The 23,509-nt window shown below is 71.0% G+C and carries 24 protein-coding genes; 10 read left to right on the top strand and 14 right to left on the bottom strand.

Translation table 11 applies throughout. From position 1 onward, the window contains the following. The 4 genes from BT98_RS0104340 to BT98_RS0104355 all read left to right on the top strand — a co-directional run bounded on the left by BT98_RS0104340 (position 1) and on the right by BT98_RS0104355 (position 2,387). Positions 1 to 648, top strand: coding sequence for a PqiC family protein (locus BT98_RS0104340; protein ID WP_019461518.1), 648 nt, complete (start codon positions 1 to 3; stop codon positions 646 to 648). Positions 649 to 672: 24 nt separating this feature from the next. Then, complete coding sequence (locus BT98_RS23220) at positions 673 to 1,032, top strand: hypothetical protein (RefSeq protein WP_019461519.1); 360 nt, start codon at positions 673 to 675, stop codon at positions 1,030 to 1,032. A 79-nt stretch (positions 1,033 to 1,111) separates the two neighbouring features. Next, the gene (locus BT98_RS0104350; protein WP_019461520.1) at positions 1,112 to 1,501 is read left to right on the top strand and encodes a VOC family protein; all 390 of its coding nucleotides are present in this window, start codon (positions 1,112 to 1,114) and stop codon (positions 1,499 to 1,501) included. A 139-nt stretch (positions 1,502 to 1,640) separates the two neighbouring features. Continuing rightward, entirely contained in the window at positions 1,641 to 2,387 is a 747-nt protein-coding gene (locus BT98_RS0104355; protein WP_019461521.1) for a carbonic anhydrase, read from the top strand. A gap of 43 nt (positions 2,388 to 2,430) precedes the next feature. On the opposite strand, the gene BT98_RS0104360 is transcribed toward BT98_RS0104355, so the two are convergent. Further along, positions 2,431 to 3,780 carry a dihydroorotase gene (locus tag BT98_RS0104360; protein WP_019461522.1) on the bottom strand — a complete coding sequence of 450 codons (1,350 nt, stop codon included), beginning with the start codon at positions 3,778 to 3,780 and terminating at the stop codon, positions 2,431 to 2,433. Between the two features lie 137 nt (positions 3,781 to 3,917). Between BT98_RS0104360 and BT98_RS26495 the strand changes: the two genes are divergently transcribed. Continuing rightward, positions 3,918 to 4,058: a hypothetical protein gene (locus tag BT98_RS26495; RefSeq protein ID WP_019461523.1), complete on the top strand. Its 141-nt coding sequence runs from the start codon at positions 3,918 to 3,920 to the stop codon at positions 4,056 to 4,058. A 30-nt stretch (positions 4,059 to 4,088) separates the two neighbouring features. Here BT98_RS26495 and BT98_RS0104370 read toward each other — a convergent pair whose 3' ends face one another. The 6 genes from BT98_RS0104370 to BT98_RS0104395 form a co-directional block, all read right to left on the bottom strand. Then, positions 4,089 to 5,234 (bottom strand): mechanosensitive ion channel family protein, encoded by a 1,146-nt coding sequence (locus BT98_RS0104370; RefSeq protein WP_202801203.1) that lies wholly within the window; start codon positions 5,232 to 5,234, stop codon positions 4,089 to 4,091. 201 nt (positions 5,235 to 5,435) lie between these two features. Next, a complete protein-coding gene (locus tag BT98_RS27130) occupies positions 5,436 to 5,588 on the bottom strand; it encodes a hypothetical protein (RefSeq protein WP_019461525.1) in 153 nt (50 codons plus the stop codon). A gap of 43 nt (positions 5,589 to 5,631) precedes the next feature. Then, a complete protein-coding gene (locus tag BT98_RS0104380) occupies positions 5,632 to 5,964 on the bottom strand; it encodes an SMR family transporter (protein ID WP_019461526.1) in 333 nt (110 codons plus the stop codon). A gap of 4 nt (positions 5,965 to 5,968) precedes the next feature. Further along, the gene (asnB, locus tag BT98_RS0104385) at positions 5,969 to 7,723 is read right to left on the bottom strand and encodes an asparagine synthase (glutamine-hydrolyzing) (protein WP_019461527.1); all 1,755 of its coding nucleotides are present in this window, start codon (positions 7,721 to 7,723) and stop codon (positions 5,969 to 5,971) included. After that, complete coding sequence (locus tag BT98_RS0104390) at positions 7,723 to 8,745, bottom strand: glycosyltransferase (RefSeq protein ID WP_019461528.1); 1,023 nt, start codon at positions 8,743 to 8,745, stop codon at positions 7,723 to 7,725. The genes asnB and BT98_RS0104390 overlap by 1 nt, the downstream gene beginning before the upstream one ends. Positions 8,746 to 8,931: 186 nt before the next feature. After that, positions 8,932 to 9,909: a glycosyltransferase family 9 protein gene (locus BT98_RS0104395; protein ID WP_019461529.1), complete on the bottom strand. Its 978-nt coding sequence runs from the start codon at positions 9,907 to 9,909 to the stop codon at positions 8,932 to 8,934. A 48-nt stretch (positions 9,910 to 9,957) separates the two neighbouring features. Here BT98_RS0104395 and ygfZ point away from each other — a divergent pair, with 48 nt between their 5' ends. Both ygfZ and BT98_RS0104405 read left to right on the top strand, forming a co-directional pair. Beyond that, on the top strand, positions 9,958 to 10,779 hold the full coding sequence (gene ygfZ, locus BT98_RS0104400; RefSeq protein WP_019461530.1) for a CAF17-like 4Fe-4S cluster assembly/insertion protein YgfZ: 822 nt from the start codon (positions 9,958 to 9,960) through the stop codon (positions 10,777 to 10,779). Positions 10,780 to 10,857: 78 nt separating this feature from the next. Further along, a complete protein-coding gene (locus BT98_RS0104405) occupies positions 10,858 to 11,442 on the top strand; it encodes a 3'-5' exonuclease family protein (RefSeq protein ID WP_019461531.1) in 585 nt (194 codons plus the stop codon). Between the two features lie 15 nt (positions 11,443 to 11,457). Here BT98_RS0104405 and BT98_RS0104410 read toward each other — a convergent pair whose 3' ends face one another. The 5 genes from BT98_RS0104410 to BT98_RS0104430 all read right to left on the bottom strand — a co-directional run bounded on the left by BT98_RS0104410 (position 11,458) and on the right by BT98_RS0104430 (position 19,197). Then, positions 11,458 to 12,216 carry a bestrophin-like domain gene (locus BT98_RS0104410; RefSeq protein ID WP_019461532.1) on the bottom strand — a complete coding sequence of 253 codons (759 nt, stop codon included), beginning with the start codon at positions 12,214 to 12,216 and terminating at the stop codon, positions 11,458 to 11,460. Positions 12,217 to 12,282: 66 nt separating this feature from the next. Continuing rightward, entirely contained in the window at positions 12,283 to 13,146 is an 864-nt protein-coding gene (locus tag BT98_RS0104415; protein ID WP_019461533.1) for an SDR family oxidoreductase, read from the bottom strand. Between the two features lie 126 nt (positions 13,147 to 13,272). Further along, positions 13,273 to 15,945, bottom strand: coding sequence for a pyruvate, phosphate dikinase (ppdK, locus tag BT98_RS0104420; RefSeq protein ID WP_019461534.1), 2,673 nt, complete (start codon positions 15,943 to 15,945; stop codon positions 13,273 to 13,275). 15 nt (positions 15,946 to 15,960) lie between these two features. Next, complete coding sequence (gene glyS, locus BT98_RS23225) at positions 15,961 to 18,255, bottom strand: glycine--tRNA ligase subunit beta (RefSeq protein ID WP_037249784.1); 2,295 nt, start codon at positions 18,253 to 18,255, stop codon at positions 15,961 to 15,963. A gap of 54 nt (positions 18,256 to 18,309) precedes the next feature. After that, positions 18,310 to 19,197 (bottom strand): glycine--tRNA ligase subunit alpha, encoded by an 888-nt coding sequence (locus BT98_RS0104430; RefSeq protein WP_019461536.1) that lies wholly within the window; start codon positions 19,195 to 19,197, stop codon positions 18,310 to 18,312. A 48-nt stretch (positions 19,198 to 19,245) separates the two neighbouring features. On the opposite strand from BT98_RS0104430, the gene BT98_RS0104435 reads away from it, so the two are divergent. Next, positions 19,246 to 19,746 carry a ketosteroid isomerase-related protein gene (locus tag BT98_RS0104435; protein ID WP_019461537.1) on the top strand — a complete coding sequence of 167 codons (501 nt, stop codon included), beginning with the start codon at positions 19,246 to 19,248 and terminating at the stop codon, positions 19,744 to 19,746. A gap of 65 nt (positions 19,747 to 19,811) precedes the next feature. On the opposite strand, the gene BT98_RS0104440 is transcribed toward BT98_RS0104435, so the two are convergent. Both BT98_RS0104440 and BT98_RS0104445 read right to left on the bottom strand, forming a co-directional pair. Further along, positions 19,812 to 20,330 (bottom strand): hypothetical protein, encoded by a 519-nt coding sequence (locus BT98_RS0104440; RefSeq protein ID WP_019462298.1) that lies wholly within the window; start codon positions 20,328 to 20,330, stop codon positions 19,812 to 19,814. Between the two features lie 80 nt (positions 20,331 to 20,410). Then, complete coding sequence (locus BT98_RS0104445) at positions 20,411 to 21,220, bottom strand: S49 family peptidase (protein WP_019462299.1); 810 nt, start codon at positions 21,218 to 21,220, stop codon at positions 20,411 to 20,413. A gap of 232 nt (positions 21,221 to 21,452) precedes the next feature. Between BT98_RS0104445 and BT98_RS0104450 the strand changes: the two genes are divergently transcribed. Together BT98_RS0104450 and BT98_RS0104455 are read left to right on the top strand one after the other, a co-directional pair. Next, positions 21,453 to 21,842, top strand: coding sequence for a hypothetical protein (locus tag BT98_RS0104450; protein ID WP_019462300.1), 390 nt, complete (start codon positions 21,453 to 21,455; stop codon positions 21,840 to 21,842). A 69-nt stretch (positions 21,843 to 21,911) separates the two neighbouring features. After that, positions 21,912 to 23,498: an ABC transporter substrate-binding protein gene (locus BT98_RS0104455; RefSeq protein ID WP_019462301.1), complete on the top strand. Its 1,587-nt coding sequence runs from the start codon at positions 21,912 to 21,914 to the stop codon at positions 23,496 to 23,498. Positions 23,499 to 23,509 lie beyond the last annotated feature (11 nt).

Raw genomic sequence — 23,509 nt, forward strand, 5'->3', positions numbered from 1 at the left:
ATGTCCCAGCCCCTCACCCGCCGCCGCCTCGGCGCCCTGCTGCCCGCCCTGCTGCCCGCCATGGTGGCCACCGCCGCGCTTGCGGGCTGCGCCTCGCCCAGCCCGGCCTATTACCGCCTGTCCGCCCAGCCCGGCCCCTCCCTGCCGGGAAGGGGAAGGCAGGTGCAGCTCCGCCGCGTCGGCATCCCCGGCTATCTCGACCGCCCCGGCCTCGTCCGGGCGCGGGGAGACGGGCGCCTGGACGTGGCCGATGTGGAGAGCTGGCCCGAACCCTTCGGCGACATGGTGACGCGCGTGCTGGCCGAGGACCTGGCGCTGCGCCTGCCGGGGGATTCGGTGGCGGCGGAGGGCGGCGCGCTGCGAATCCCGGCGAACATCCTGGCCGAGGTGCAGATCCAGCGCTTCGAGGCCGGGCCGGACGGTGTGGTGGAGCTCCTCGCCCAGGCGGCGGTGCGCCCCCGCAACCAGGATGCCGCCGAAAGCCGGACGCTGCGCTTCCGCTTGCCGCCCGCCGCGCCGGGGTCCGGGGCAAAGGGGCCGGATGCGGCCGGCGTGGTGGCCGCGATGGACCAGGCTCTGGGCCAGCTCGCGGATGCGCTGGCCGGCATGATCGCCGCCATGCCGGTGGTGGCATCCACCGCCCGTTAATTCCCGCCGGGGCAGGATGGCGGCGTGCGCCCGCTCCTGCTGCTCCCCATGCTGATCCTTCCCCTGGCCGGCTGCGATGCCTTCTGGGGGCCCTTCGCCGCGGCCAACGTGGCGTCGCTGACCACGACCGGACGGGCTGTGCCGGACCTCTTCGTCTCGGCCGTCACGGGCAAGGACTGCTCGATCGCCCATCTGGACGCGGGGGAGAAACGCTATTGCCGACGCGATCCGCTGCCGCCGGTGGAGGCGGTCTGCACGCGCTCCCTGGGCTCGGTGGATTGCTGGGACGGCCCGCCGCCCGGCATGCCGCCGCAGCGCCCGCTGGGCGACGCGCCGCCCGTTCCGGCCCAGCCACCCGAACCCTGGCCGTTGCAGAGCCTCTGAAAGCGGTCCTTTTGCGGCCCCTCCCCTGGCCACGGCCGCCGTCCCGGGTTCCAATGCCGGAAATCACGAGGAACAGACCATGACGGATTTTACCTGGGACCACCTGCATCTGCGCAGCCCTGACCCCGAGGCCACGGCGCGCTACTTCCGCGAGATGTTCGGCGCCACCGAAACCGGGCGGGCGGCACAGGGCAACGGCGCGCTCCGCGTGATGCTCGACCTCGCCGGGCTGCCGCTCTTCATCGAGCAGGTCCCGCCCACCACCGCCGCGCCGCCGGAGCCCCCCTTCCTCGGGCTGGAGCACCTCGGCCTGCGGGTGAAGGACCTGGAGGCCACCGCCGCCGCGCTGCGGGCCAGGGGTGCCCGCTTCGTGGTGGAGCCGCATTCGCCGCGCCCGGGACTGAAGATCGCCTTCCTGGAAGGGCCGGAGAAGCTGCGGATCGAGCTGCTGGAGCGTGCGGCGGCCTGATTCCCGCCCGGCATCCAGGGCAGATACCATTTCAATGGCGTAACACAACCTGCGCGTGCTATCCGGGCGCCGGCCGGATTCGTGCCGGGGCCTTCCCGCCTGTTTCCGGCCCATCCGAGAAATTCTGGAGGGGCCATACATGCCGCCAACCTGCTCCTGCTGCGAACCGGGCCGCCACTTCCAGCCCGGCCGCCGGGCCATGCTCGCCGGTCTCGGCGCGCTGGCGGCGCTGCCCATGACCGCACCCACCCGGCGTGCCATGGCGGCGGAGGCAGTGCCCAAGACCAGCCTCACCGCCGACCAGGCGCTGGAGACGATGAAGAAGGGCAACGACGATTTCGTCGCCGGCCTGCCCCATCGCGGCCTGCTGGGCCGCGAGCGGCGGCTGGAGCTGGCGCATGGCCAGGCGCCGTTCTGCATCCTGGTCGGCTGCTCCGACAGCCGCGTGCCGCCGGAACTGCTGTTCAACCGCGGACTGGGCGAGATCTTCATCGTGCGCAACGCCGGCAACACCGTGGACACGGCGGCCATGGGCAGCGTCGAGTACGGCGTCGGCGTGCTGGGCTGCCCGCTCGTGGTCGTGCTCGGCCACGAGAGCTGCGGCGCCGTCTCCGCCGCGATCGACGTGGTGCGGAAGAACGCCAGCTTCCCCGGCGTGATCGGCGAGATGGTGCAGCCCATCATCCCCGCCGTGCTGGCGGCGCGCGACGAGAAGGGCGAGATGACGCTGAATGCCGCGGTCCACGAGAACGCGCGCCGCGTCGCGAAGCGCCTGAAGATGCAGAGCGTGGTGGTGCAGCAGGCCGTGGCCCAGGGCCGGCTGCGGGTGGTGGCGGCCTATTACCGCCTCGCCGATGGCGATGTGGAGTGGTTCGAGGAGATCTGAGGCAGGCGGGGCCGGGCCTCCGCGCGGAGGCCCGGCCCCGACTTCAGCCGCCGCGGGCCTCGGCGAAGCGCACCGGCTCGCCGCGCGGGGCGCCGATCACCTCGTCCTCGCGCATCACGGGGGCACCCCGGATCACGGTCATCACCGGCCAGCCGGTGCATTCCATCCCGGCGAAGGGCGTCCAGCCGCAGGGCGAGGCGATCCAGCTCTCCTCGATGCTGCGGCGGCGCTTCAGGTCCACGATGGTGAAGTCGGCGTCATAGCCGGCGGCGAGCCGTCCCTTGGCGGTCACGCCATAGACCCGGGCCGGGCCGGCGCTCATCAGGTCCACCAGCCGGGCCAGGGACAGGCGCCCCTCGGCCACGTGGTTCAGCATCACCGGCACCAGCGTCTGCACGCCGGTCAGCCCGGCCGCGGTGGCCGGCCAGGGACGCTCCTTGGCGGCGCGGGAATGCGGCGCGTGGTCGGAGCCGATGCAGTCCACCGTGCCGTCGCGCACGGCGGCCCAGGCGGCCTCCATGTGGCGCGCGTCGCGGATCGGCGGGTTCATCACCGCATAGGCGCCCAGCCGCTCATAGGCCTCCGGCGCCACCTGGGTCAGGTGGTTCACCAGCACCTCGGCGGTCGCGACGTCGCGGTAGTCCTTGAGGTAGTCCAGCTCCTCGGCCGTGGAGACGTGCAGGATATGCGCGGGGCGCCGCGTCTTGTGCGCCAGCGCCATCAGCCGCCGCGTGCCGAGGAAGGCGCATTCCACATCGCGCCACTCGGCATGCAGGGCATGCGGGCCGCCGGCGGCATAGAGCGGCTTGCGCGCCTGCAGCCGGTACTCGTCCTCCGAATGATAGGCGATGCGGCGGCGGCCGGAGCGCATCACGGCCTCCAGGCTGGCATCGTCCTCCACCATCAGGTCGCCCGTCGAGGAACCGGCGAAGACCTTGATGCCGCAGACATTGGGCTGCAGCTCCAGCTCGGCGAGCCCGGCGATGTTGGTCCTGGTGGCGCCGACATAGAGGCCCATGTCGCACCAGGCACGGCCGGCGAGGTAGGCGCGCTTGTTGTCCAGCGCCTCCCGCGTCGTGATGGCGGGATTCGTGTTCGGCATGTCGAAGAGTGCGGTGATGCCGCCCAGGATGGCGGCACGGGTGCCGGTCTCGATGCTTTCCACCGTCATGTCCGGCCCGGCGCCCTGGCCCGGATCGCGCAGATGCACATGCGGGTCGATCAGCCCGGGAAGGACATGCAGCCCGGCGCAGTCCACCACCTCCTCCGCCGTGTCGGTCCGCAGGTCGCCCAGCGCGGCGATCCGCCCGTCGCGCACGCCGACATCGGCCTTCTCCTCGCCCCAGGGCAGGACACAGGTGCCGCCGCGCAGGATCAGGTCATAGGCTGCCATCGGGGGGATCTCCTTCACGGGGGGAGGACGGTGCTGGGACGGGCGCCCGGACGGGAACCCGCGGGGAATATGCGGCTGGCCTTATCGCACCGCTTGCCGCCGGCCGGGAGGGGCGGCGGCGAGGAGCCAGGATCGACATGCCCGTGCACGGCGAGTTCGAGCGCAACGACATGGTGGAGCACTTCGCCGAATACATGTCGGGCCATGCGGTCACGAAGCATGGCTGGGTGCAGTCCTATGGCAGCCGCTGCGTGAAGCCGCCCATCCCTCTACGGTGACGGAAGCCGGGGCTTTACCGGCCCTTTCCCTCAGGCGGCGCGGCGCACCTTCTCCTCCGTGCCGCGCCGCTGCTCCAGCAGCCCGTCCAGGCTGTTGCCGGTGATCTCCGTGCGCTGGCGCGGCAGGGCCTCCGGGTATTCGGCCTGCAGGAAGGCGATCATCTTCTCCCGCACCTCGCAGCGCAGATCAAAAGTGTTGCCGCCGCCCCGGGCGCTGACCAGGATGCGGACCTCCACCATGTTGCCCGGCGTGTCCGTCACCTGAAGCACGCAGGTCTTGCGGTCCCAGAAGCGGCTGGCGGAAGCGATCTCCTTCAGTTTCTCGCGCATCCGGTCCAGCGGCACGGTGTAGTCCACGCGCAGGAAAACAGAGCCGATCAGGTCGGAACTCTCATGCGTCCAGTTCTGGAACGGCTTCTCGATGAAGTAGGAGAGCGGCACGATCAGCCGCCGCAGGTCCCAGAGCCGGACCACGACATAGGTGCTGGTGATGTTCTCGATCCAGCCCCATTCGCCTTCCAGCACCACCGCGTCCTCGACGCGGATCGGCTGCGTCATGGCGATCTGGATACCCGCCAGCATGTTGCTCAGCAGCGGCCGCGCCGCGAGGCCAAGCACCAGGCCCGCGGCACCCGCCGAGGCGAAGAGCGACACGCCATACTGCCGCACGGCGGGGATGCTGGTGAGGGCCGCTGCCACGGTGACGATCACCAGCAGCGTCTGCCCGGTGCGGAGCAGGATGCGGACCTGCGTGACATGCTTGCGGGCGAGGAGGTTGTCCTCCACGTCCAGGCGGAAGCGGCGCAGATAGACCTCGGCCCCCAGGTTGAGCGCGGTGACCAGCATCCATCCCAGCGCCAGGATGAAGGCGCAGAGAAGCACCTGCGCCAGCGTCAGCGTGGTGGCATAAGGGAAGGGTGCCGCCGGCAGCACCGTGCCGACGGCCATGATGACCAGAAAGGTGCAGAGCGGCCCCTGGCTGCGCGTCACCAGCACCTGCAGAAAGCTTTGCCCGTAGCGCCCCGCCAGGCGGTAGAGCAGGCGAAGGCAGAAACGGGTGAGCGCCAGCGCGAGACCCGCCGCCAGAAGCAGCAACAGCGCGGCAAAGACTTCCGCTGGAAGCCAGGTCAGGAAGCCCCGGACCCGGTCCAATGTATTCCTGAGGCTGTCCGCCAAGCCTTCGGCCCCCTTGCCGCCGCTGCCGATGGATCGCGCTTCCCCGCCACGCCGGCCGGAAACGGGAATGCCTGAGGCGGGAATACCCGTGGAAATGCCCCGGCCGGCCATCACGCCCTGGGCAGCGAACACGGCGGTGAGCGGAAGGTTGCGCGGCCATGGGAAGCGGAGGGGAGCCCCCTCCGCCACCGGCACGGGATCTCAGGCGAAAAGGAAGTCGCTCGCTGGCAGATGCGGCATGTCGTTCACCACGATCACGCCGTTTGTCCCGATCACGATGGAACTGGCCGTGTCATCGGGATCGTTGCCGATGGCGCTGCCGGGCTGGATGTTCAGGTCGCCGAAGGAATGCAACCGAAGGCCCGTGTCATGGCCTCCGCGTGGTTGCCCCCGGCCCTCAATGACTGGCGGAGCGGGAGAGGAGGTTGATGACCAGCACGCCCGCGAGGATCAGCGCCATGCCGAGGATCGCCGGCAGGTCCAGGTGCTGGCGGAACAGGACGAGGCTCAGTACCGAGATCATGACGATGCCGAGGCCTGACCAGATGGCATAGGCCACGCCCACCGGAATGGTCCGGATGGCCAGCGAGAGCATGTAGAAGGTCAGGACATAGCAGAGCATGGTGAAGACCGAGGGCCAGAGGCGGGTGAAGCCGTCCGAGGCCTTCAGCGACAGCGTGCCAGCGACCTCGCCGCAGATCGCCACCAGCAGGAAGAGATAGGGGCGCATAGCGTCAGCGGGCCGCCAGCGCTTCGAAGACATCCCCCTGCATGGCCCGCCGCTCGACATGCCGCGCGTGCCACAGCGCGTAGAAGAGCAGGTGCCAGGCGGCGAAGCCCTCGCGCTTGCTGCCCGCCGCGCGGAACAGCGGCAGGATGCGCTCCGGCCGCGCGATCTCCGCCACCCCGGGCTGCGCCGCCACCAGCGGTGCCAGGCGGTCGGCGGCGGAGGCGATCCAGGCCCCCATCGGAACGGTGAAGCCCTTCTTCTTCGCGAAGGGCTGCGAGGCCGGGAAGTTCTGCGCCAGCCATTGCCGCAGCAGCCACTTGCCGGTCTCCCGCCGCACCTTCAGCCCGTCCGGCAGGCGCCAGCAGGCCTCCGTCACAGCGCGGTCCAGGAAGGGCACGCGCCCCTCCACCCCATGCGCCATCAGGCAGCGGTCCAGCTTCAGCAACAGGTCGTTGGGCAGCCAGTCGGCGATGTCCAGCGCCTGGGCGGCCATCAGCCGGGTGCGGCCCGGCGTCGCGGCGGCGGTCTCGGCGGCCTCGAACCCGTCCCGCCACAGCCGCGGCGGGTCGCGCAGCACGTCGAGCCGGTCGAAGGTGCCATGGGCGCGCATCGCCTTGCCGCCCAGCCACCAGGGGCGCATGGCGGAGCGGTGGCGGCCATAGCCGGCCAGGATCTCGTCGCCGCCCTCGCCGGACAGCACGACCTTCACCTCCTCCCTTGCCCGGCGGGCGAGGAACCAGGTGGGCACGATGGCATAGTCGGCCGCCGGGTCGTCCATGGCGCCGACGATCTCGGGCAGGTGGCGCCAGACCTCGGCCTCGCTGACCTCCAGCCGCACATGCCGCGCCCCGGCGGCCCTGGCGACGGCGGCGGCCTGCTCGCGCTCGTCCTTGTCGCCCGTGTCGAAGCCGGCGGTGAAGGCCAGCACCGGCCTCTCGTTCAGCCGCGACATGGCGTGCAGCACCGCCGCGCTGTCCGTGCCGCCGGACAGGAACATGCCGTAGGGCACGTCGGCGCGCTGGTGGAACTCCACCGCCTCGGCAAAGGCCCGGCCGAAGCGGGCGATCGCCTCGGCCTCGCCGGTCTCCTCCGGCCCGCCTTCCGGCAGGGCAGCCTGCCGGTGGCGCTCCACCACGGCGCCGTCGGAGATGGCCAGGGTCTCTCCCGGCAGCACCCGCCGGATGCCCTCGAAGATCGTCTCCTGGCCGGTGGTGAACTGGAGCTGCATCAGCTCGTCCCGGCTCTCGGCCCGGACCTTCGGCGCCACCAGCCCGGCCGCGACCAGGGCCTGCGGCTCGGAGGCGAAGGCGATGCCGCCCGCCACCTCGGCGATGTAGAGCGGCTTGATGCCGAAGGGATCGCGCGACAGCACCACCCGCCGCGCCGCGCGGTCATGGATGGCCAGCGCCCACATGCCGCGCAGCCCGTCGGCGAAGCGGATGCCCTCCTGCCGCCACAGGTGCAGCGGCGGCTCGCAGTCGCTGCCGGTGGCACAGGAGAAGGCGTTGGCGGCCCGCAGCTCCGGGTTGTTGTAGATCTCGCCATTGCCGACCAGCGCCGCCGGCCCGGCGAAGAGCGGCTGGTCGCCGGTCTCCAGGTCGATGATCGCCAGCCGCGTGTGCGCGAGCGCCACGGAGCCCACGACGTGATGCCCCTGCCCGTCCGGCCCGCGATGCGCCAGGGCGCGGGTCAGCGCCTCCAGCACCCGGGAATCCGGTGCCTGGCCAGGACGGAGGGCGAGGCCCGCGATGCCACACATCAGCCCACCTCCCCACCGGCGGCCGTCGGCGCCACGGCGCGCAGGAAGCCCCTCCAGCGCGCCAGGACCGGCGCCGCCGCGTGCTCGGCCTCGAAATCCCGCCGCCCGGCCTCGGCGAGGCGCCCCGACAGGGCCGGGTCGTCCAGCACGCGGCGGATCGCGGCGGCCAGTGGCGCGGGTTCCTCCAGCGGCACCAGCAGCCCGGTCCCGCCGTCGCGGATCACCTCGCTGGGCCCCTGCGCCGCCGCGGCCACGACGGGGCGCGAGGCCGAGAAGGCCTCCAGCACCACATTGCCCAGCGGCTCGTGCCGGGACGGGCAGACGAAGACCTCCGCCCCGGCCAGCAGCGCCCCGGTATCGGTGCGCCAGCCCAGGAACGACACGCGCTCGCCCAGCCCCAGCTCGCGCGCCAGCCCCTCCAACGCGGGACGCTCCGGCCCTTCGCCGGCCAGGGAGAGATGCGCCTCCGGCAGTTCCGCCAGGGCTCGCAGCAGCACGTCGAATCCCTTGTTCCGGTGCAGCCGGCCCATGGCGAGCAGCCGCCGCTTCCCCGGTGGCGCGGGCAGCGTGGCGGATGCGGCGCCGGCCATGTCGGGCACGAAATTCGGCAGGTGGTGCACGCGCCCGGGCGCCCAGCCCTGCGCGGTGATCCAGGCGACGAGGTCGCGCGTATTGGCCACCAGATGGTCGCAGCGCCGGTAGTGCCGCAGGTCGTAGTAGCCGCCCAGCCGCCCCACCAGGGTCCATTCCCCCTTTGGCGTGAAGCGCGCCGCGCGGTTCATCCAGGCCACCGTCACGGCGGGGCGGAAGCGCCCCAGCGCCGCGCGCAGGCGGGCCCCGGTCAGCAGGTCGAGCGGCCCGCCGAAGCCCAGGGTAACGGGAGTGAGGCCCCCTTCCCGCAGCCGCGCCTCGCGCGCCGGCTCGCGCCGGATCACCGGCAGGACTTCCTCGCCGCTGTCGTGCAGGCCGAGGCAAAGCCGCTCGTAGAAAGTCTCGGCGCCGCCCTGGACGGCGCCGGCCATGACCTGCGCGACCCTCACCGCGTTCCCCTCACCAGGCGCCCGGACTCGGCAGGCCGGTAGACCGGGACGGGATGCGGCAAGGCGCGGCAAGGACTGTCGGCATGCGGGGGTGGTGGCACAGGCACGTGTGGAGGGGCAAGGGGCACTCGCCCCGCCACTCGCGCGGCCTCCGGGACAGAGCCGCCGTCACGCCGCCAGCCGCGCGGGCAGGAGCCGCCCGGCAGCCTCGGCCACCTGCGCGACGGAGAGCCCCTCCATGCGGCCATCCGCCGCGATCACCGCCCGGGCGGCACGGCCGGCGGGCGCGTACTCGTCCGCTGGCGTCGGGCCGAACAGGCCGAGCGTCGGCGTGCCGGCGGCGGCGGAGAGGTGCATCAGCCCGGAATCATTGCCGACGAAGAGCGCGGCGCGGCGCAGCACCGCCGCCGCTTCCGGCAGGGAAAGCTGCCCCAGCAGGTCGGTGACGCCGCCGGGATGGTTGCGCAGGGCCTCCAGCAGCGGTGCGGCGATGGCCCGCTCGGTTTCCCCCGGCCCACCCAGCACGACGATCCGGGCGCCCGGCAGCAGCCCGTCCGGCGCCGTCAGCCTGCGGGCCAGCGCCTCGAAGCGCTCCCAGGGCCAGATCTTGCCCGACCAGTTGGCGGTCGGCCCCAGGGTCAGAATGGGGGCCAGAATGGGGGCCAGAATGGGAACCTGACCGGCTATCGCACCGGGGCCCGCCCCCAGAAGCGCGGCGGCCCGCGCCTCGTCCTCCGGTGCCGTCCAGGCCACCGGCATGGGCGGCGGGTCCAGGTCCAGCGTCTCGGCGATATGACCCAGCCGGTGCCCCGGCCGGCGGCCGCCGCGCATCACCGCGCGGGTGCCGGCGCGCAGGGTCCAGGCCAGGGCCGAGCCGCGCAGGTCCACCACCAGGTCCCAGCGCCGCCCCGCCACGCGCCGCCACAGCTCCAGCCAGTGCAGCGAAAGGCTGCGCTTGGCGAGCACGATGGTCTCCTCGCGCCGCGGCATGCGGGCGAAGACCCCCTCCGCCACCGGCCCGCAGGCAATGGTGAAGCGTGCCTCGGGATAGGCGCGCAGCAGGTGGTCCAGCAGCCCGGTGGACAGGACCGCATCCCCGATGCGGGTGGAGGTGACGAAGAGGATGCGCATGGTCGGGCGCCTCATAGCATGTTCCCGGTTGCAGCAACGCTCTCTCCGCGCCAACTCTGCCCCATGCCGATCGCTTATCTGCCGGACCGTGGCGTGGTGGAGATCTCGGGCGAGGACCGGGTCGCCTATCTCCAGGGCCTCATCTCCAACGACGTCGCCGCCCTGGCCCCCGGCCAGGCCGCTTGGGCCGCGCTGCTGACCCCCCAGGGAAAATGGCTGGCCGATTTCTTCGTGCTGGCCCAGCCGGACCGCTTCCTGCTCGACTGCGAGCGCGCCCAGGCGGAGATGCTGGTCGCGAAGCTCTCCCGCTTCCGCCTGCGCTCCAAGGTGGCGCTGCGGGATGCCTCGGCGGAATTCGCCGTCCATGCCGGCTGGAGCAGCCCGGCGCCGGAGCACGGGATCGTCTTCGCCGATCCGCGCCTGCCGGATGCCGGCTGGCGCGCCCTGCTGGACAAGCCGATGCACGGCGCCATGGATGCCTCCGCCTATGCGCTGCACCGGCTGGAACTCGGCCTGCCTGGCGGGTCGGAGGACATGGAGGCGGAGAAGTCCGTGCTGCTGGAAGCCGGCTTCGACGAGTTGCACGGCGTCTCCTGGACCAAGGGCTGCTACATGGGCCAGGAACTGACCGCCCGCACCCGCTATCGTGGCCTGGTCAAGCGGCGCCTCGTTCCCGTGACGGTGGAGGGCGCGCTGCCCGCCCCCGGCACGCCCGTCTTCCGGGGCGAGGCCGAGGTCGGCACCATGCGCTCCGGCCTGGGCAGCCAGGGCATGGCCCTGCTGCGGCTGGAGGCGATCACCGCCGGCGCCCCCCTGCGCTGCGGCGGAGCCAGCCTGACGCCCCGCCTGCCCGCCTGGATGCACCTGCCGGAAAAGACCGCCTGACACCTTCATGATGCGGCGCACAAGACAAGTGCCGCCGCTCCGGCGCAGGATGCGGCCCTCCGGGAAAAGGGATTCGCGGTGACGCCGGTCTATGTGGTGACGGATACGGAGTTCGACGGCCCCACCCCGGGCCGCAATTCGCTGCTCTCGGTCGGCGCCGTCGCGGTGGCGGCGGATGGGCGCGAGGTCTCGGCCTTCGAGGCCGTGCTTGCCCCCTTCCCCGGCGCGGAACCCGATCCTGGCACGCTGGCCTGGTTCGCCGGAGAGCCCGAGGCCTGGGCCGCCGCGACGCGGGACCCGCAGCCGCCGGAGGCCGTCATGGCCCGCTTCGTGGCCTGGGTGCGGGACCTGCCGGGCGATCCGGTCTTCGCCGCGCATCCGCTGGCGGTGGATGGGCCCTGGATGGACCTCTACCTGCAACGCTTCACCGGAACGCGCCTCGTGCCTGTGCCGCGCGCGGTGGACCCCCTCTTCCGGGACGTGCCGCTCTGCCTGCACGCCTTCGCGGCCGGCCGGCTGCACTGGCCACCGGAACGCTGCCGGGTGGAGCACTACCCGGCGGAATGGCTGGGGGAGACGGCGCATACCCACTGCGCCCTGGACGATGCGCGTGGCTACGGCCGGTTGCTGGCCCATCTGCTGCGCCTGCCGCCGCCTGGGTGATGGTTGCCGGCGGGCTCAGCGCTCCATATGGGCCAGTGCGATGGTCAGGGGTTGCCGGGATACCTGGACGACCCCCGTGAAGGGCGTCTCCATTTCCATGATCAGGAACATCGCGCCGCCCACCGCCACCGCACAGACGACGAAGGCGGCATAGACGGCGGCGTTTCGGGGCGCCATGAAGCCGAACCCCGCGAAGATGAAGAACAGCCAGGAGGTCAGCAGCAGGACGAAGACCGGCTGGAAAGGCAGGTCCTGCTGCTCCAGCATCTGCCACCGCAGCGACAGCAGCTTGTCGCTCTGGGCCAGCACCTGCCCCTGCAACCAGTGCTGGACGTCGTTCGCCGGCCGTAGCGAAAGGACTGTCAGCCGAAGCTGCTCCAGCGTCGCGCCGATCGGAGCGGCGACTTCGAGGATGTCCCGGTCGTCCTGCGTCCATCGCTGGGAAATGGCCGCACGGGTATAGCGCCGCAGAAGGTCGCGGGCCGGCGCTGCTTCCGTGCCATAGACGCGCAGGCCCTGCTCCGCCTGGACCAGGACCGCCGAGAAGTCGCGGACCGAGCGGTCCGCCGAGGAAAGGCTGTCCTTGGCCGTCGCGATCAGCAATCCGAGCACCAGCGCCGCGAGGACCGACAGCATGCCAGTCGCCAGATGCACCACGTCCCGCGTTTCCTTGGTGACGTGGCGCGCCGGAAGATACAGGTACAGGAAGAGGCCCACCGTTCCGCCGGCGAGGACACTTGCCGAAATGATTGCCGTGAAGACGGCCACGAGCATCGCGGCTGTTCCTTTCTCTTCCGCAATGTTGCGGAAGGGCGGAAGGCTTGTCCAGGGGCTGTTCCGTCAGCCGTTCACCGGCTCCCCGCCATTGGGATGGATCACCTGCCCGGTGATGTAGGAACTGTCGGCATCGGAGGCGAGGAAGATATAGGCGGGGGCGCATTCGTCCGGCTGGCCCCGGCGCTCCAGCGGCGTGCTGCCGCCATGCTTCTCCACCTCCTCCGGCGAGAAGGAGGCGGGGATCAGCGGCGTCCAGATCGGCCCGGGCGCCACGCCGTTCACACGGATCTTCCTTTCCGCGAGCTGCGCAGCCAGGGAGCGGGTGAAGGCCAGGATGGCGCCCTTGGTCGCCGAATAGTCCACCAGGTGCGGGCTGCCGCGATAGGCGGTGACCGAGGTGGTGTTCACGATGGTGCTGCCTTCCTTCAGATGCGGCAGCACGTATTTCGCCATCCACATGTAGCCCAGGATGTTGGTGCGGAAGGTCCGCTCCACCTGCGCCTCCTCGATGGTCGCGAAATCCTTGTTCTCGTGCTGCTCGCCCGCGTTGTTCACCAGGATGTCGATGCCGCCGAGGAAGGCCGCCGCCTTCTCCACCGCCGAGCGGGCGAAACCCGGGTCGCCCACGTCGCCCGCGACGGTGTCGCAGCGCCGGCCCTCCGCCTCCACCAGCCGTTTCGTCTCGGCGGCGTCCTCATGCTCGTCCTTGTAGAGGATGAAGACATCGGCGCCTTCCTTGGCGAAGCCGATGGCCACGGCCCGGCCGATGCCGGAATCGCCGCCGGTCACGATCGCCTTCCGGCCCGCGAGCTTGCCCGAGCCCTTCCAGTGCCGCATCTCGGCGGCAGGTTTCGGCGTCATTTCCGATTCCAGGCCAGGCTGCCGGTCCTGCTTCTGCGGCGGAACCTTCTGCATCTCTTCGTACATGTCCGGCACTCCATTGGGGGGTGCCGTAGGAACGGTCCTGGCGCCGCAAGGCTTCCGGCTGGCCCATGACGAAAAACGGCGGGGCCGGGGCCCCGCCGTCCAGATGCTTCCGCCGTGCGGGCGGTGTCAGGCCGTGCGGTCGCCCCCCGCGCCGGCCAGCGCCGCCTGCGCTGCCGCCAGGCGCGCCACCGGCACGCGATAGGGGGAGCAGGAGACGTAATCGAGCCCGACCTTCTCGCAGAACTGGATGGAGGCCGGATCGCCGCCATGCTCGCCGCAGATGCCGAGCTTGAGGCCGTTCTTGACCTTGCGGCCCTTCTCCGTGGCGATCTCCACCAGCGCGCCCACGCCCTCCACGTCGATGGAGACGAAGGGGTCCCTCGGCAGGATGTCCTTCTCCACGTAGTAGGGCAGGAACTTGCCCACGTCGTCGCGCGACAGGCCGAAGGTCGTCTGTGTCAGGTCGTTGGTGCCGAAGGAGAAGAAGTCCGCGACCTCCGCGATCTTGTCCGCCGTCAACGCCGCGCGCGGCAGCTCGATCATGGTGCCGACCGAGTAGTCGAGCGTGGTGCCCGTCTCGGCGAAGACCTCCTGCGCCACCTTGTCCACCTGGGCGCGGGTGATCTCCAGCTCCTTCTTCATGCCGACCAGCGGGATCATGATCTCCGGGACCGGCGCGCTGCCTGTCTCCTTGGCCACCTGGATGGCGGCCTCGAAGATGGCGCGGGCCTGCATCTCGTAGATCTCGGGATAGGTCACGCCCAGGCGGCAGCCTCGATGGCCGAGCATGGGGTTCGCCTCCGCCAGATCCGCCGCGCGCCGCTTCATGGTGGCGAGGTCCGTGCCCAGGCTCTCCGCCACCTCGGCCAGCTCCTCCTCCTTGTGCGGCAGGAACTCGTGCAGCGGCGGGTCGAGCAGGCGGATCGTCACCGGCAGGCCGGCCATGATCCGGAACAGCTCGACGAAGTCGCTGCGCTGGAAGGGCAGCAGCTTGGCCAGCGCGTCGCGGCGGCCGCTCTCCGTCTCGGACATGATCATCTGGCGGACCGATCCGATGCGGTCCGCGTCGAAGAACATGTGCTCCGTGCGGCAGAGGCCGATGCCCTCGGCCCCGAACTTGCGGGCGGTGTCGGCGTCCAGCGGGGTCTCCGCATTGGCGCGCACCTTCAGGCGGCGCACCGCGTCGGCCCAGCCCATCAGCGTGGCGAAGTCGCCGGAAAGCTGCGGCTCGATCATCGCCACGGCGCCGGCGAAGACCTCGCCGGTCGCGCCGTCGAGGGTGATGGTCTCGCCGGCATGGACAACCTGGCCACCGGCCGAGAGCGTGCCCGCCGCATAGTCCACCACGACGCCACCGGCACCGGCCACGCAGGGCCGGCCCATGCCGCGCGCCACCACGGCCGCGTGGCTGGTCATGCCGCCGCGGGTGGTGAGGATGCCCTTGGCGGCATGCATGCCGGCGATATCCTCGGGGCTGGTCTCGATGCGGACCAGGATGACGCTCTCGCCCTTGTTGGCGCGCGCCTCGGCCTCCTCCGCGGAGAAGACCACCACCCCGCAGGCGGCACCCGGAGAGGCCGGCAGGCCCTTGGTCAGCACCTTGCGGCTGGCCTTGGGGTCCAGCGTCGGGTGCAGCAGCTGGTCGAGCGAGCCCGGGGCGACGCGCTTCACCGCCTCCGGATGGTCGATCAGCCCTTCCTCGGCCATGTCCACCGCGACCTTCAGCGAGGCGGCGGCGGTGCGCTTCCCGTTGCGGGTCTGCAGCATGTAGAGCTTGTTGCTCTGCACGGTGAACTCGATGTCCTGCATGTCCGTGTAGTGACGCTCCAGCGTCTCACGCACCTTGCAGAGCTCGGCATAGGCTTCCGGCATCGCCTCCTCCATGGAGGTCTCGCCGGGCTTGGCGCGGGCCTTGGACATGGGCTGCGGCGTGCGGATGCCCGCCACCACGTCCTCGCCCTGCGCGTTGATCAGGTACTCGCCGTAGAAGATGTTCTCGCCGGTCGAGGGGTCGCGGGTGAAGCAGACACCCGTGGCGCAGTCACTGCCCATGTTGCCGAAGACCATGGCCTGGACATTGACCGCCGTGCCCCAGCTCGCCGGGATGTCGTGCAGGCGGCGATAGGTGTTGGCGCGCGGGTTCATCCAGGAGCCGAAGACGGCGCCCACGGCACCCCAGAGCTGCTCCTGCGGGTCCAGCGGAAAGGGCTTGCCGGTCGCCTCGGCCACCATCTCCTTGTAGCCGGCTACGACCTTCTGCCAGTCGGCGGCGGAAAGCTCGGTGTCCTCCACCGCGCCGGAGGCGTGCTTCGCCTCCTCGATGATCTCCTCGAAGCGGTGATGGTCCACGCCCAGCACCACCGAGCCGTACATCTGGATGAAGCGGCGGTAGCTGTCCCAGGCGAAGCGGTCGTCGCCCGAGCGCCTGGCCAGGCCCACCACCGTCTCGTCGTTCAGGCCCAGGTTCAGCACCGTGTCCATCATGCCCGGCATGGAGACGCGGGCACCGGAGCGCACCGAGACCAGCAGCGGGTTGGCGGCGTCGCCGAACTTCATCCCCACCGCGTTCTCGATCCGCGCCAGGGCCTCGTTCACCTGGTCGGTCAGCTCCTTCGGGTACTGCTTCCCGTTGTCGTAGTAGTAGGTGCAGACCTCGGTGGTGATGGTGAAGCCCGGTGGAACGGGAAGGCCGATCGAGGCCATCTCCGCCAGGTTCGCACCCTTGCCGCCGAGGAGGTTGCGCATGTCGGCCTTGCCGTCGTTCCGGCCGGCACCGAAACCGTACACCCACTTGGTCATCAGGCTCGTCCCTCTTCAGCCTTCAACGCGTTGGAACTCCGCGACGCGATCCATCGCGCCACGGAGCGTCTTGAGCAGGCCGAGGCGGTTGTAGCGCAGCGCCGGATCGGCGTCATTCACCACGACCTTCTCGAAAAATGCGTCCACGGGACCCCGCAGCGTCGCAAAAACAGTCATGGCCGTCGAAAACCGTTCCGCGTCAAGCGCTTCCCGCACCGCAACATCAATATCATTCAGAACTTCCCACAACGTGACCTCTTCCGCCAGGGCCAGCAGGGAGGGATCAACCGTTGCGGGAATTTCTCCGCTCTTCTTCTCCTCGATTCGGAGGATGTTTGCCGCCCGGCGATAGGCGGCGAGGAGGTCCGCCCCTTCCGGAGTCGAGAGGAAATCCCGCAGCGCATCGGCCCGGGCGAGCAGGCGGACGAGATCGTCCTCACCACCCCCCGCCTCCCCCCGGGCGCCGAAGGCGGCGGCCAGGATGTCGTGCCGCGCCCCCTCGGCCCGGAGCTGCACGCGCAGGCGCTCGGCCAGGAAGTCCAGCAGCCCGGCGGCGAAGGCCGCCACCATCGGCGGCTGCGCGGAGCCGGCGGGGGGCTGGAAGCCGGCATTCATCTTCTCGGCCGCCACCGCCATGCCGAATTCCGGGTCCGCCGTCAGGCCCTGGGCGGCGGGATAGCCGAAGAAGGCCTCGGCGATCACATCGGCCAGCGGCAGGCGCAGCCCGTTCTCGCGGATGATGCGGATCACGCCCAGCGCGGCGCGGCGCAGCGCATAGGGGTCGCCCGAGCCGGTCGGGCGCTCATCCGCCGCGAAGAAGCCGACCAGCTGGTCGATCTTGTCCGCCAGCGCCACGGCGATGGCGGTGGGCTCGCGCGGCACCTCGTCGCCGGGGCCGAGCGGGCGGTAATGCGCGCCGATCGCCTCGGCCACCTCCGGCGCCTCGCCGTCATGCAGGGCGTAGTAGCGGCCCATCAGCCCCTGCAGCTCCGGGAACTCGCCCACCATGCCGGAGGCGAGGTCGGCCTTGGCCAGCCGGCCGGCCCGCGCCGCCTTTTCCGGGTCGGCGCCGACCAGCGGGGCAAGGAAGCGGGCCAGCCGCTCCAGCCGCTCCACCCGCTGGCCCTGGGTGCCGAGCTTTGCGTGGAAGACAACATGGGCCAGCTTCGGCAGCCGGCTTTCCAGCCGCTGCTGCCGGTCGCCATCCCAGAAGAAGCGGGCATCCGAGAGACGGGCGCGCAACACGCGCTCGTTGCCCGCCACGATGGCCCGGCCGCCATCCACCGCCTCGATATTGGCGACCAGGGCGAAGCGGTTCGCCGCCCGCCCGTCCGGGTGGCGAAGCGCGAAGTAGCGCTGGTTCACCCGCATGGTGGTGCGCATCACCTCGGGCGGCAGGTCCATGAAGGCGTCGTCGATGCCGCCCAGCAGCGGCACCGGCCATTCCACCAGCCCCGCCACCTCGGCCAGCAATCCGCGGTCCTGCACCACCTCCAGCCCCTCGGCGGCGGCGAGGCGGGCGACCTCGCGCTCGATCATCGCCTCGCGCTCCGGCGCGCCGGGGATCACCTTGCGGGCGCGAAGGCCGCTTTCCCATTCCGCCAGGGAATGCACGGCGAAGACGCCCGGGGCCATCAGCCGATGGCCCTCGGTGAGGTCCGAGGCGGCGAGGCCGTGCCCGTCATCCTCGCCCTGGCGCAGGTCGAAGGCCACGACCCGCCCCCCGAAGGTGCAGAGGATGCGCTTCAGCGGCCGCACCCAGGTGAAGGTGGAGGTGCCGCCCCAGCGCATCGACTTGGGCCAGGGGAAGCGGCGCAGCAGCGGCGGCATCGCCTCGGCGATGACTGCCCGAGACGAACGACCAGGTACAATGGCCGATGCTACTAATGCCAGCGACTTGCCAGACGGCCGCCATGCCAATCTCAAGTCGCGCACAATGCCAAGCTCGTCATCAGGGTAGGCAACGGCCTCCCCTGCAATAAGGCGCCGAACCGCCTCTTCTTCCGAAAGCTTGGAAGAGGCGGATTTACCGAATTTCCCGGCGACTTTCGACCGAATGAATGCGGTCAGCACATTCGCGGCAACACCCTGTCTGGGACCTCGCTCCTCCCACTGCTCTTCCGCAGACGTTGCCGGCAGCGCCGCCGCCAGGGCGATGCGGCGCGGGCCGTGGAAGGTGCGGAGGTTCTCCGGCACGAGGCCGGCGGGCTTCAGCGCCTCGGTGAGAAGGCGGGCGAGGTCTTCCGCCGCACGCGCCTGCATGCGCGCCGGGATTTCCTCGGAAAAGAGTTCGAGCAGGAGTTCGGGCATCGTAGGGGCGGCTTCTCGGTCGGTGCTTGCGAGGGGCGTGGGGCGGCGCGGCGGTCAGGCCGCCGTCTTCGGGGCTTCCAACGCGGCCTCCCCGGCGACCCAGCCCTCGCAGCACCGCTTCGCCAGGGCGCGGACGCGGCCGATATAGGCGGCGCGCTCCGTCACGCTGATCGCGCCGCGCGCATCGAGCAGGTTGAACAGGTGGCTGGCGGCGATGCATTGGTCATAGGCCGGCAAAGCGAGGCCCCGGTCGGCCAGCGCATTGCACTCGGCCTCGGCATCGGCGAAGTGCTGGAACAGCCTCGGCACGTCGGCGAACTCGAAGTTGTAGGCGCTGAACTCCCGCTCCGCCCGCAGGAAGACGTCGCCGTACTTCACGCCCTGGCCGTTGAAATCCAGCTCGTACACGTTCTCGATGTCCTGCACGTACATGGCGAGCCGCTCCAGCCCGTAGGTCATCTCGAAGCTCGGATGCACCACCGGGATGCCGCCCACCTGCTGGAAATAGGTGAACTGGCCGACCTCCATCCCGTCGCACCAGACCTCCCAGCCCAGGCCCCAGGCACCCAGCGTCGGGCTTTCCCAGTCATCCTCCACGAAGCGGAAATCGTGCTTCAGCGGGTCGAGGCCGATCTCGCGGTAGGAATCGAGCAGGAGTTCCTGCGCGTTCTGCGGGCTCGGCTTCATGATGACCTGGTACTGGTAGTAGTGCTGCAGCCGGTTCGGGTTCTCGCCATAGCGCCCGTCGGAGGGGCGGCGGGAAGGCTGCACATAGGCGGCCTTCCACGGCGTGGCGCCCAGGGCGCGCAGCGTCGTCGCGGGGTGGAAGGTCCCGGCGCCCACGGACATGTCGTAGGGCTGGAGGATGACGCAACCCTGGCGGCTCCAATAGGCATGGAGGCGCAGGATCAGTTCCTGGAAGGAAGGCGGCTTGGCGGACATGGCGCGCGCACCATAAGGTCCGCCCCCTCCCACCGGAAGGCCCCCGCCATGCACCATCCCACCCATGCCGCAGCAGCCTCCCCCGCCGCACATGCCCCCTCCGGCACGGAAGGCGGTCCTGGCGACCCCGGCGCCCTGCCCGAGGCCCATGCCTCCGAGCGGCTGATCCTCGCCTATTACGACGCCTTCAACCGGGGCGACTGGGCGGCGATGCTCGACTGCCTCGCCGAGGACGTGGCCCATGACATCAACCAGGGCGGCAGGCAGGTGGGCAAGCAGGCCTTCGCCGCCTTCCTGAAGCACATGGAGCGCTGCTACCGCGAGAAGCTGGTGGATCTGGTGGTGATGCTGGATGCCACGGGCACCCGCGCGGCGGCCGAATTCGTGGTGGAGGGCGAGTACCTCGCCACCGACGAGGGCCTGCCGCCGGCGCAGGGGCAACGCTACGTGCTGCCGGCCGGCGCCTTCCTCACCATCCGCGACGGCAGGATCGGCCGCCTCTCCATGGCCTACAACCTCGCCGACTGGATGCGGCAGGTCGGCGGCTGAAGCCCCGCCCGGCTGCCCCCCCCCCGACTGTCCCGGGGGGGGGGGGAAGCCGCCGGGGGATGTCGTCAGGCCGCCTGGCGCCGGTCCTTGCGGGCCTGGGCGTTCTTCACGAACTGAGAGACGCGGCCCACCTCGCGCGGATCGACCTTCACCCGGATGCCCCGGTTGCGGGTGGGAGTCATCCCCTCGCCCGCCGTCCGGCCGCCGCCGGGATGATGCGTCGGCGCCGCCTCGCGGCGGCGCAGGGCAGCGCGCAGGCGCTCCGCGTTGCGGACGCGGCGCTTCCCGGCATTGAGGGTGTCGAGCCGCGCGTTCACCCGCTTCAGCGCATTGGCGAAGACCTGCTTCTTCGCCGCCAGCCCGCGCTCGCTCGATTCCGCGGGCCCCGGCCCCTTGCCGCGCCGGGCGCGGCGCCGCTGCCGCACCAGGTCGCGGGATCGGTTGCGCTGCTCGCGCAGCCAGCGGGCCAGCCCCAGTGTCTCCTCCTGCGACAGGCTCTCCAGATGCGGGTAGTGGCTCTGCAGGATCGGCGCGTATTCGCCCTCGGACAGCAGGCCGAGTTCGCCGGCAACAGGAATGCTCATCGCGTCTCTCCTTGGTCTGGTCTGTTTCCCACCGGGGCAACGTCCCGGCGCCAGGAGGGTTTAAGGCCCTGCCGGCCCCCTCAGAGCCCCAGCCGTGCCCGGGCCGAGCGTTCCTCCAGGATTTCCAGCGTCGCGCCCACGGCAGCGGAGAAGAGCCGCCAGGGCCAGCGCGGCCGCCGGATGTTCAGCCAGACGATCTTCGCCTCCTTGCCGAAGCGGCGCTCGATCTCCCCGTGCAGGTCGCCCAGCCGGTCGGCGAGGCCGAGCGCCACCGCCTCCCGCCCCGTCCAGAAGCGGCCGCTGAAGACCTCGCTTTCCGGTGCCTTCAGCCGGCTGGCACGGCGGGAGCGGACCCAGTCCTTGAACTCCTCGTGCAGCGTGTCGAGGAGCTGGTGCAGCCTCTCCTGCTGCGACGGATCGGGGGGCAGGAAGGGGTCGAGGAAGGACTTGTTCTCCCCCGCCGTCACCACCCGGCGCTCCACGCCAAGGCGCTCGATCGCCTCCTGGAAGCCGAATCCCTGGGAGATCACCCCGATGGAGCCGGTGATGGAGGCAGGGTCGCAGACGATCTCGTCGGCCGCGCAGGCGATCCAGTAGCCGCCCGACGCCCCGGCATCCTCGATGCAGGCGATCACCGGCACGTCCTTCTCGTCCGCCAGCCGGATGATCCGCGCCGCGATCAGCGAGGACTGCACGGGCGAGCCGCCGGGCGAGTTGATGGCGAGCACCACCCCCGCCAGGCGCTTCAGCCCGAAGGCGCGTTCCAGCACCGGCGCCAGCCCGGCGGCGCTGAGGCCGGGGCCGCCGAGGCCCGTGGCCCGGGCGGCGATGACGCCGGACATGCGGATGACGGCCACCCGGGGGCGCCGGTCGAAGAAGGGAAGAGGCATGGCCCCAGGATGCCCATGGGCGCCGCCGGATCAAGCCAGCAACCGTGACAGCCCGGACCGGCGCTCCATGCGGGCGCCCCCATGCGGGCGCCCCGGGTGCTCCCTCCCCTTCCAGCCCCTCCGGCAAGCCCCATCCGGGTGGCCGGCCACGGCGCGGTGCGGGAGCCGCCGCAAGCGGGCCACATTCCCGCGGCAGGCTGCGCCGGCGCAGCCCATGGAAAGGTCCCGGATCTTGCCCTCCCCCGCCCGACAGGCCCTCACCCGGCACGCGCTTTCCCTGGGTGCCGTGCTGCTCGCCGTGGGCGCCATGGCGCTCTACCGGCATCTCTACGTCGAGCCGCGGGAATGGGGCGCGCTCTGCCTGGACCTGTCGCGGGCGCCCCTGGCCTGCCGCCCGCGCGCGGCGCTGCTCTGGCTGCAGCACTGGCAGCTCTGGGGCGCCGGGGCGCTGCTGCTGGGGCTCTGGGCCTTTCTCGGTGGCCCGGCCCCCGCCCGCATCGCCGCCGTGGCACTCGGGGTCATCGCGGTGCTGAACTACAATGCCAGCTGGGGGATGCTGGGCGCCGTGCTGGGCGCCTGGGCCTGGATCGGCGACGCCATGCGCCCCCGCCGCCCGGCCTGACGGCGGGGGCGGGGCACGGCGCTTGCAAGTCGCGCCGGCAGGTGTTGCCTCCCGATCCAGGAGATCCTCATGCGCCGCCGCCGCTTTCTCGCCTCCGCCACCGGCCTGGCCACCGCGCCGCTCCTGGCCGGCCCGGCACTCGCCCAGGCGGAGGGCAGCCGCCGCCTCCGCTTCGTGCCCTCGGTGGACCTTTCCACCATCGACCCGCTCTGGAGCGCGGCGGTGGTGGCCTATACCCATGGCTACATGGTCTGGGACACACTCTATGGCCTGACCCTGGACCAGCAGCCGAAGCCGCAGATGTGCGAGGGGCATACGCTGTCGGAGGACCGGCGCGTCTGGACCTTCACCCTGCGCGAGGGGCTGTTCTTTCATGACGGGGAGCCGGTGCGCGCCCTGGACTGCGTCGCCTCGCTGCGCCGCTGGATGGAGAAGGACCCGTTCGGTCAGAGCATCGCCGCCATCCTGGTCGAGGCGAAGCCGCTCGACGACCGGCGCTTCCAGCTCGCGCTGAACAAGCCCTTCGGCCTGCTGCTCTTCGCCATCGCCGCGCGCAGCGTCTTCGTCATGCCCGAGCGGATCGCGAAGACTCCCGCCAGCCAGCAGATCAAGGAGGTGATCGGCAGCGGCCCCTACCGCTTCCTGGCCGACGAGTGGCAGACCGGCGCGCATGCGGGCTATGCCCGCTTCGACCGCTACCGCCCCCGCGCGGAAGCGCCGGACATGATGAGTGGCGGCAAGCAGGCGCATTTCGACCGGATCGACTGGATCACCCAGCCCGACCCGGCCACCGCCGCCGCCGCGCTGCAACGGGGCGAGGTGGACTGGGTGGAGCGCCCGTTGCTCGACCTGCTGCCGATGCTACGGAAGAGCGCCGGAGTGAAGACCGACAAGCTCGATGTTTTCGGCGCCCTGGGCATCCTGCGCTTCAACCAGCTCCTGCCGCCCTTCGACAATCCGAAGCTGCGCCAGGCTCTGCTGCCGGGGGTGAGCCAGGAGGAGGTGGTGGCCGCCGCCGTGGGCGAGGAGAAGGCCTATGGCAACGTCCCGGTCGGCTTCTTCCCCGAGGGCAGCCCGATGGCCAACGATGCCAGGCTCGGCGTGCTCGCCGGCCCGCGCGACCTGGCCCGTGCCCGGCAACTGGTGAAGGAGGCGGGCTACAAGGGCGAGCGGATCGTGATGATGGCGCCCTCCGACCTGGCGCAGATCATGGCGGCCAGCCAGGTAATGCTGGACCAGCTCACCAAGATGGGGCTGAACATCGATTTCCAGGTGATGGACTGGGGCACCATGCTGTCCCGCATGGCGAAGAAGGACCCGATCGACCAGGGTGGCTGGAACTGCTTCGTCACCACCTGGGCCTCGCTTTCCGTGGCCACGCCGGGCAGCTCCTATCCGCTGCGTTCCGCCGGAGCCTCGTCCTGGGCCGGCTGGCCGGACGACCCGAAGCTGGAGGCGCTGCGCGGCCAGTGGATGGATGCGCCCGATACCGCTGCCGCCCAGGCGATCTGCCGCGAGATCCAGCAGCAGGCCTTCACCTCGCTGCCCTATATCCCCATCGGGCAGTGGACCTCGGCATCGGCCTATCGCGACACGTTGTCGGGCACGTTGAAGGCCCCCTACGCGCTGTTCTGGAACGTCCGAAAAAACGCCTGATAAAGCGATGG

This window comes from Roseomonas mucosa ATCC BAA-692 (assembly GCF_000622225.1).
GTDB lineage: Bacteria > Pseudomonadota > Alphaproteobacteria > Acetobacterales > Acetobacteraceae > Roseomonas > Roseomonas mucosa.

What these genes read in the sequence shown, in the direction of transcription:
- asnB (WP_019461527.1), bottom strand. Translation starts at nt 7,723, where the DNA reads ATGTGTGGCATCGCGGGCCTCGCCCTCCGTCCTGGCCAGGCACCGGAT.
- BT98_RS0104390 (WP_019461528.1), bottom strand. Translation starts at nt 8,745, where the DNA reads ATGGCCGGCGCCGTCCAGGGCGGCGCCGAGACTTTCTACGAGCGGCTT.
- BT98_RS0104440 (WP_019462298.1), bottom strand. Translation starts at nt 20,330, where the DNA reads ATGAGCATTCCTGTTGCCGGCGAACTCGGCCTGCTGTCCGAGGGCGAA.
- BT98_RS0104445 (WP_019462299.1), bottom strand. Translation starts at nt 21,220, where the DNA reads ATGCCTCTTCCCTTCTTCGACCGGCGCCCCCGGGTGGCCGTCATCCGC.
- ppdK (WP_019461534.1), bottom strand. Translation starts at nt 15,945, where the DNA reads ATGACCAAGTGGGTGTACGGTTTCGGTGCCGGCCGGAACGACGGCAAG.
- BT98_RS0104455 (WP_019462301.1), top strand. Translation starts at nt 21,912, where the DNA reads ATGCGCCGCCGCCGCTTTCTCGCCTCCGCCACCGGCCTGGCCACCGCG.
- BT98_RS0104430 (WP_019461536.1), bottom strand. Translation starts at nt 19,197, where the DNA reads ATGTCCGCCAAGCCGCCTTCCTTCCAGGAACTGATCCTGCGCCTCCAT.
- BT98_RS0104415 (WP_019461533.1), bottom strand. Translation starts at nt 13,146, where the DNA reads ATGTACGAAGAGATGCAGAAGGTTCCGCCGCAGAAGCAGGACCGGCAG.
- ygfZ (WP_019461530.1), top strand. Translation starts at nt 9,958, where the DNA reads ATGCCGATCGCTTATCTGCCGGACCGTGGCGTGGTGGAGATCTCGGGC.
- BT98_RS0104410 (WP_019461532.1), bottom strand. Translation starts at nt 12,216, where the DNA reads ATGCTCGTGGCCGTCTTCACGGCAATCATTTCGGCAAGTGTCCTCGCC.
- BT98_RS0104360 (WP_019461522.1), bottom strand. Translation starts at nt 3,780, where the DNA reads ATGGCAGCCTATGACCTGATCCTGCGCGGCGGCACCTGTGTCCTGCCC.
- BT98_RS26495 (WP_019461523.1), top strand. Translation starts at nt 3,918, where the DNA reads ATGCCCGTGCACGGCGAGTTCGAGCGCAACGACATGGTGGAGCACTTC.
- BT98_RS0104355 (WP_019461521.1), top strand. Translation starts at nt 1,641, where the DNA reads ATGCCGCCAACCTGCTCCTGCTGCGAACCGGGCCGCCACTTCCAGCCC.
- BT98_RS0104395 (WP_019461529.1), bottom strand. Translation starts at nt 9,909, where the DNA reads ATGAGGCGCCCGACCATGCGCATCCTCTTCGTCACCTCCACCCGCATC.
- BT98_RS0104380 (WP_019461526.1), bottom strand. Translation starts at nt 5,964, where the DNA reads ATGCGCCCCTATCTCTTCCTGCTGGTGGCGATCTGCGGCGAGGTCGCT.
- glyS (WP_037249784.1), bottom strand. Translation starts at nt 18,255, where the DNA reads ATGCCCGAACTCCTGCTCGAACTCTTTTCCGAGGAAATCCCGGCGCGC.
- BT98_RS0104435 (WP_019461537.1), top strand. Translation starts at nt 19,246, where the DNA reads ATGCACCATCCCACCCATGCCGCAGCAGCCTCCCCCGCCGCACATGCC.
- BT98_RS0104340 (WP_019461518.1), top strand. Translation starts at nt 1, where the DNA reads ATGTCCCAGCCCCTCACCCGCCGCCGCCTCGGCGCCCTGCTGCCCGCC.
- BT98_RS0104350 (WP_019461520.1), top strand. Translation starts at nt 1,112, where the DNA reads ATGACGGATTTTACCTGGGACCACCTGCATCTGCGCAGCCCTGACCCC.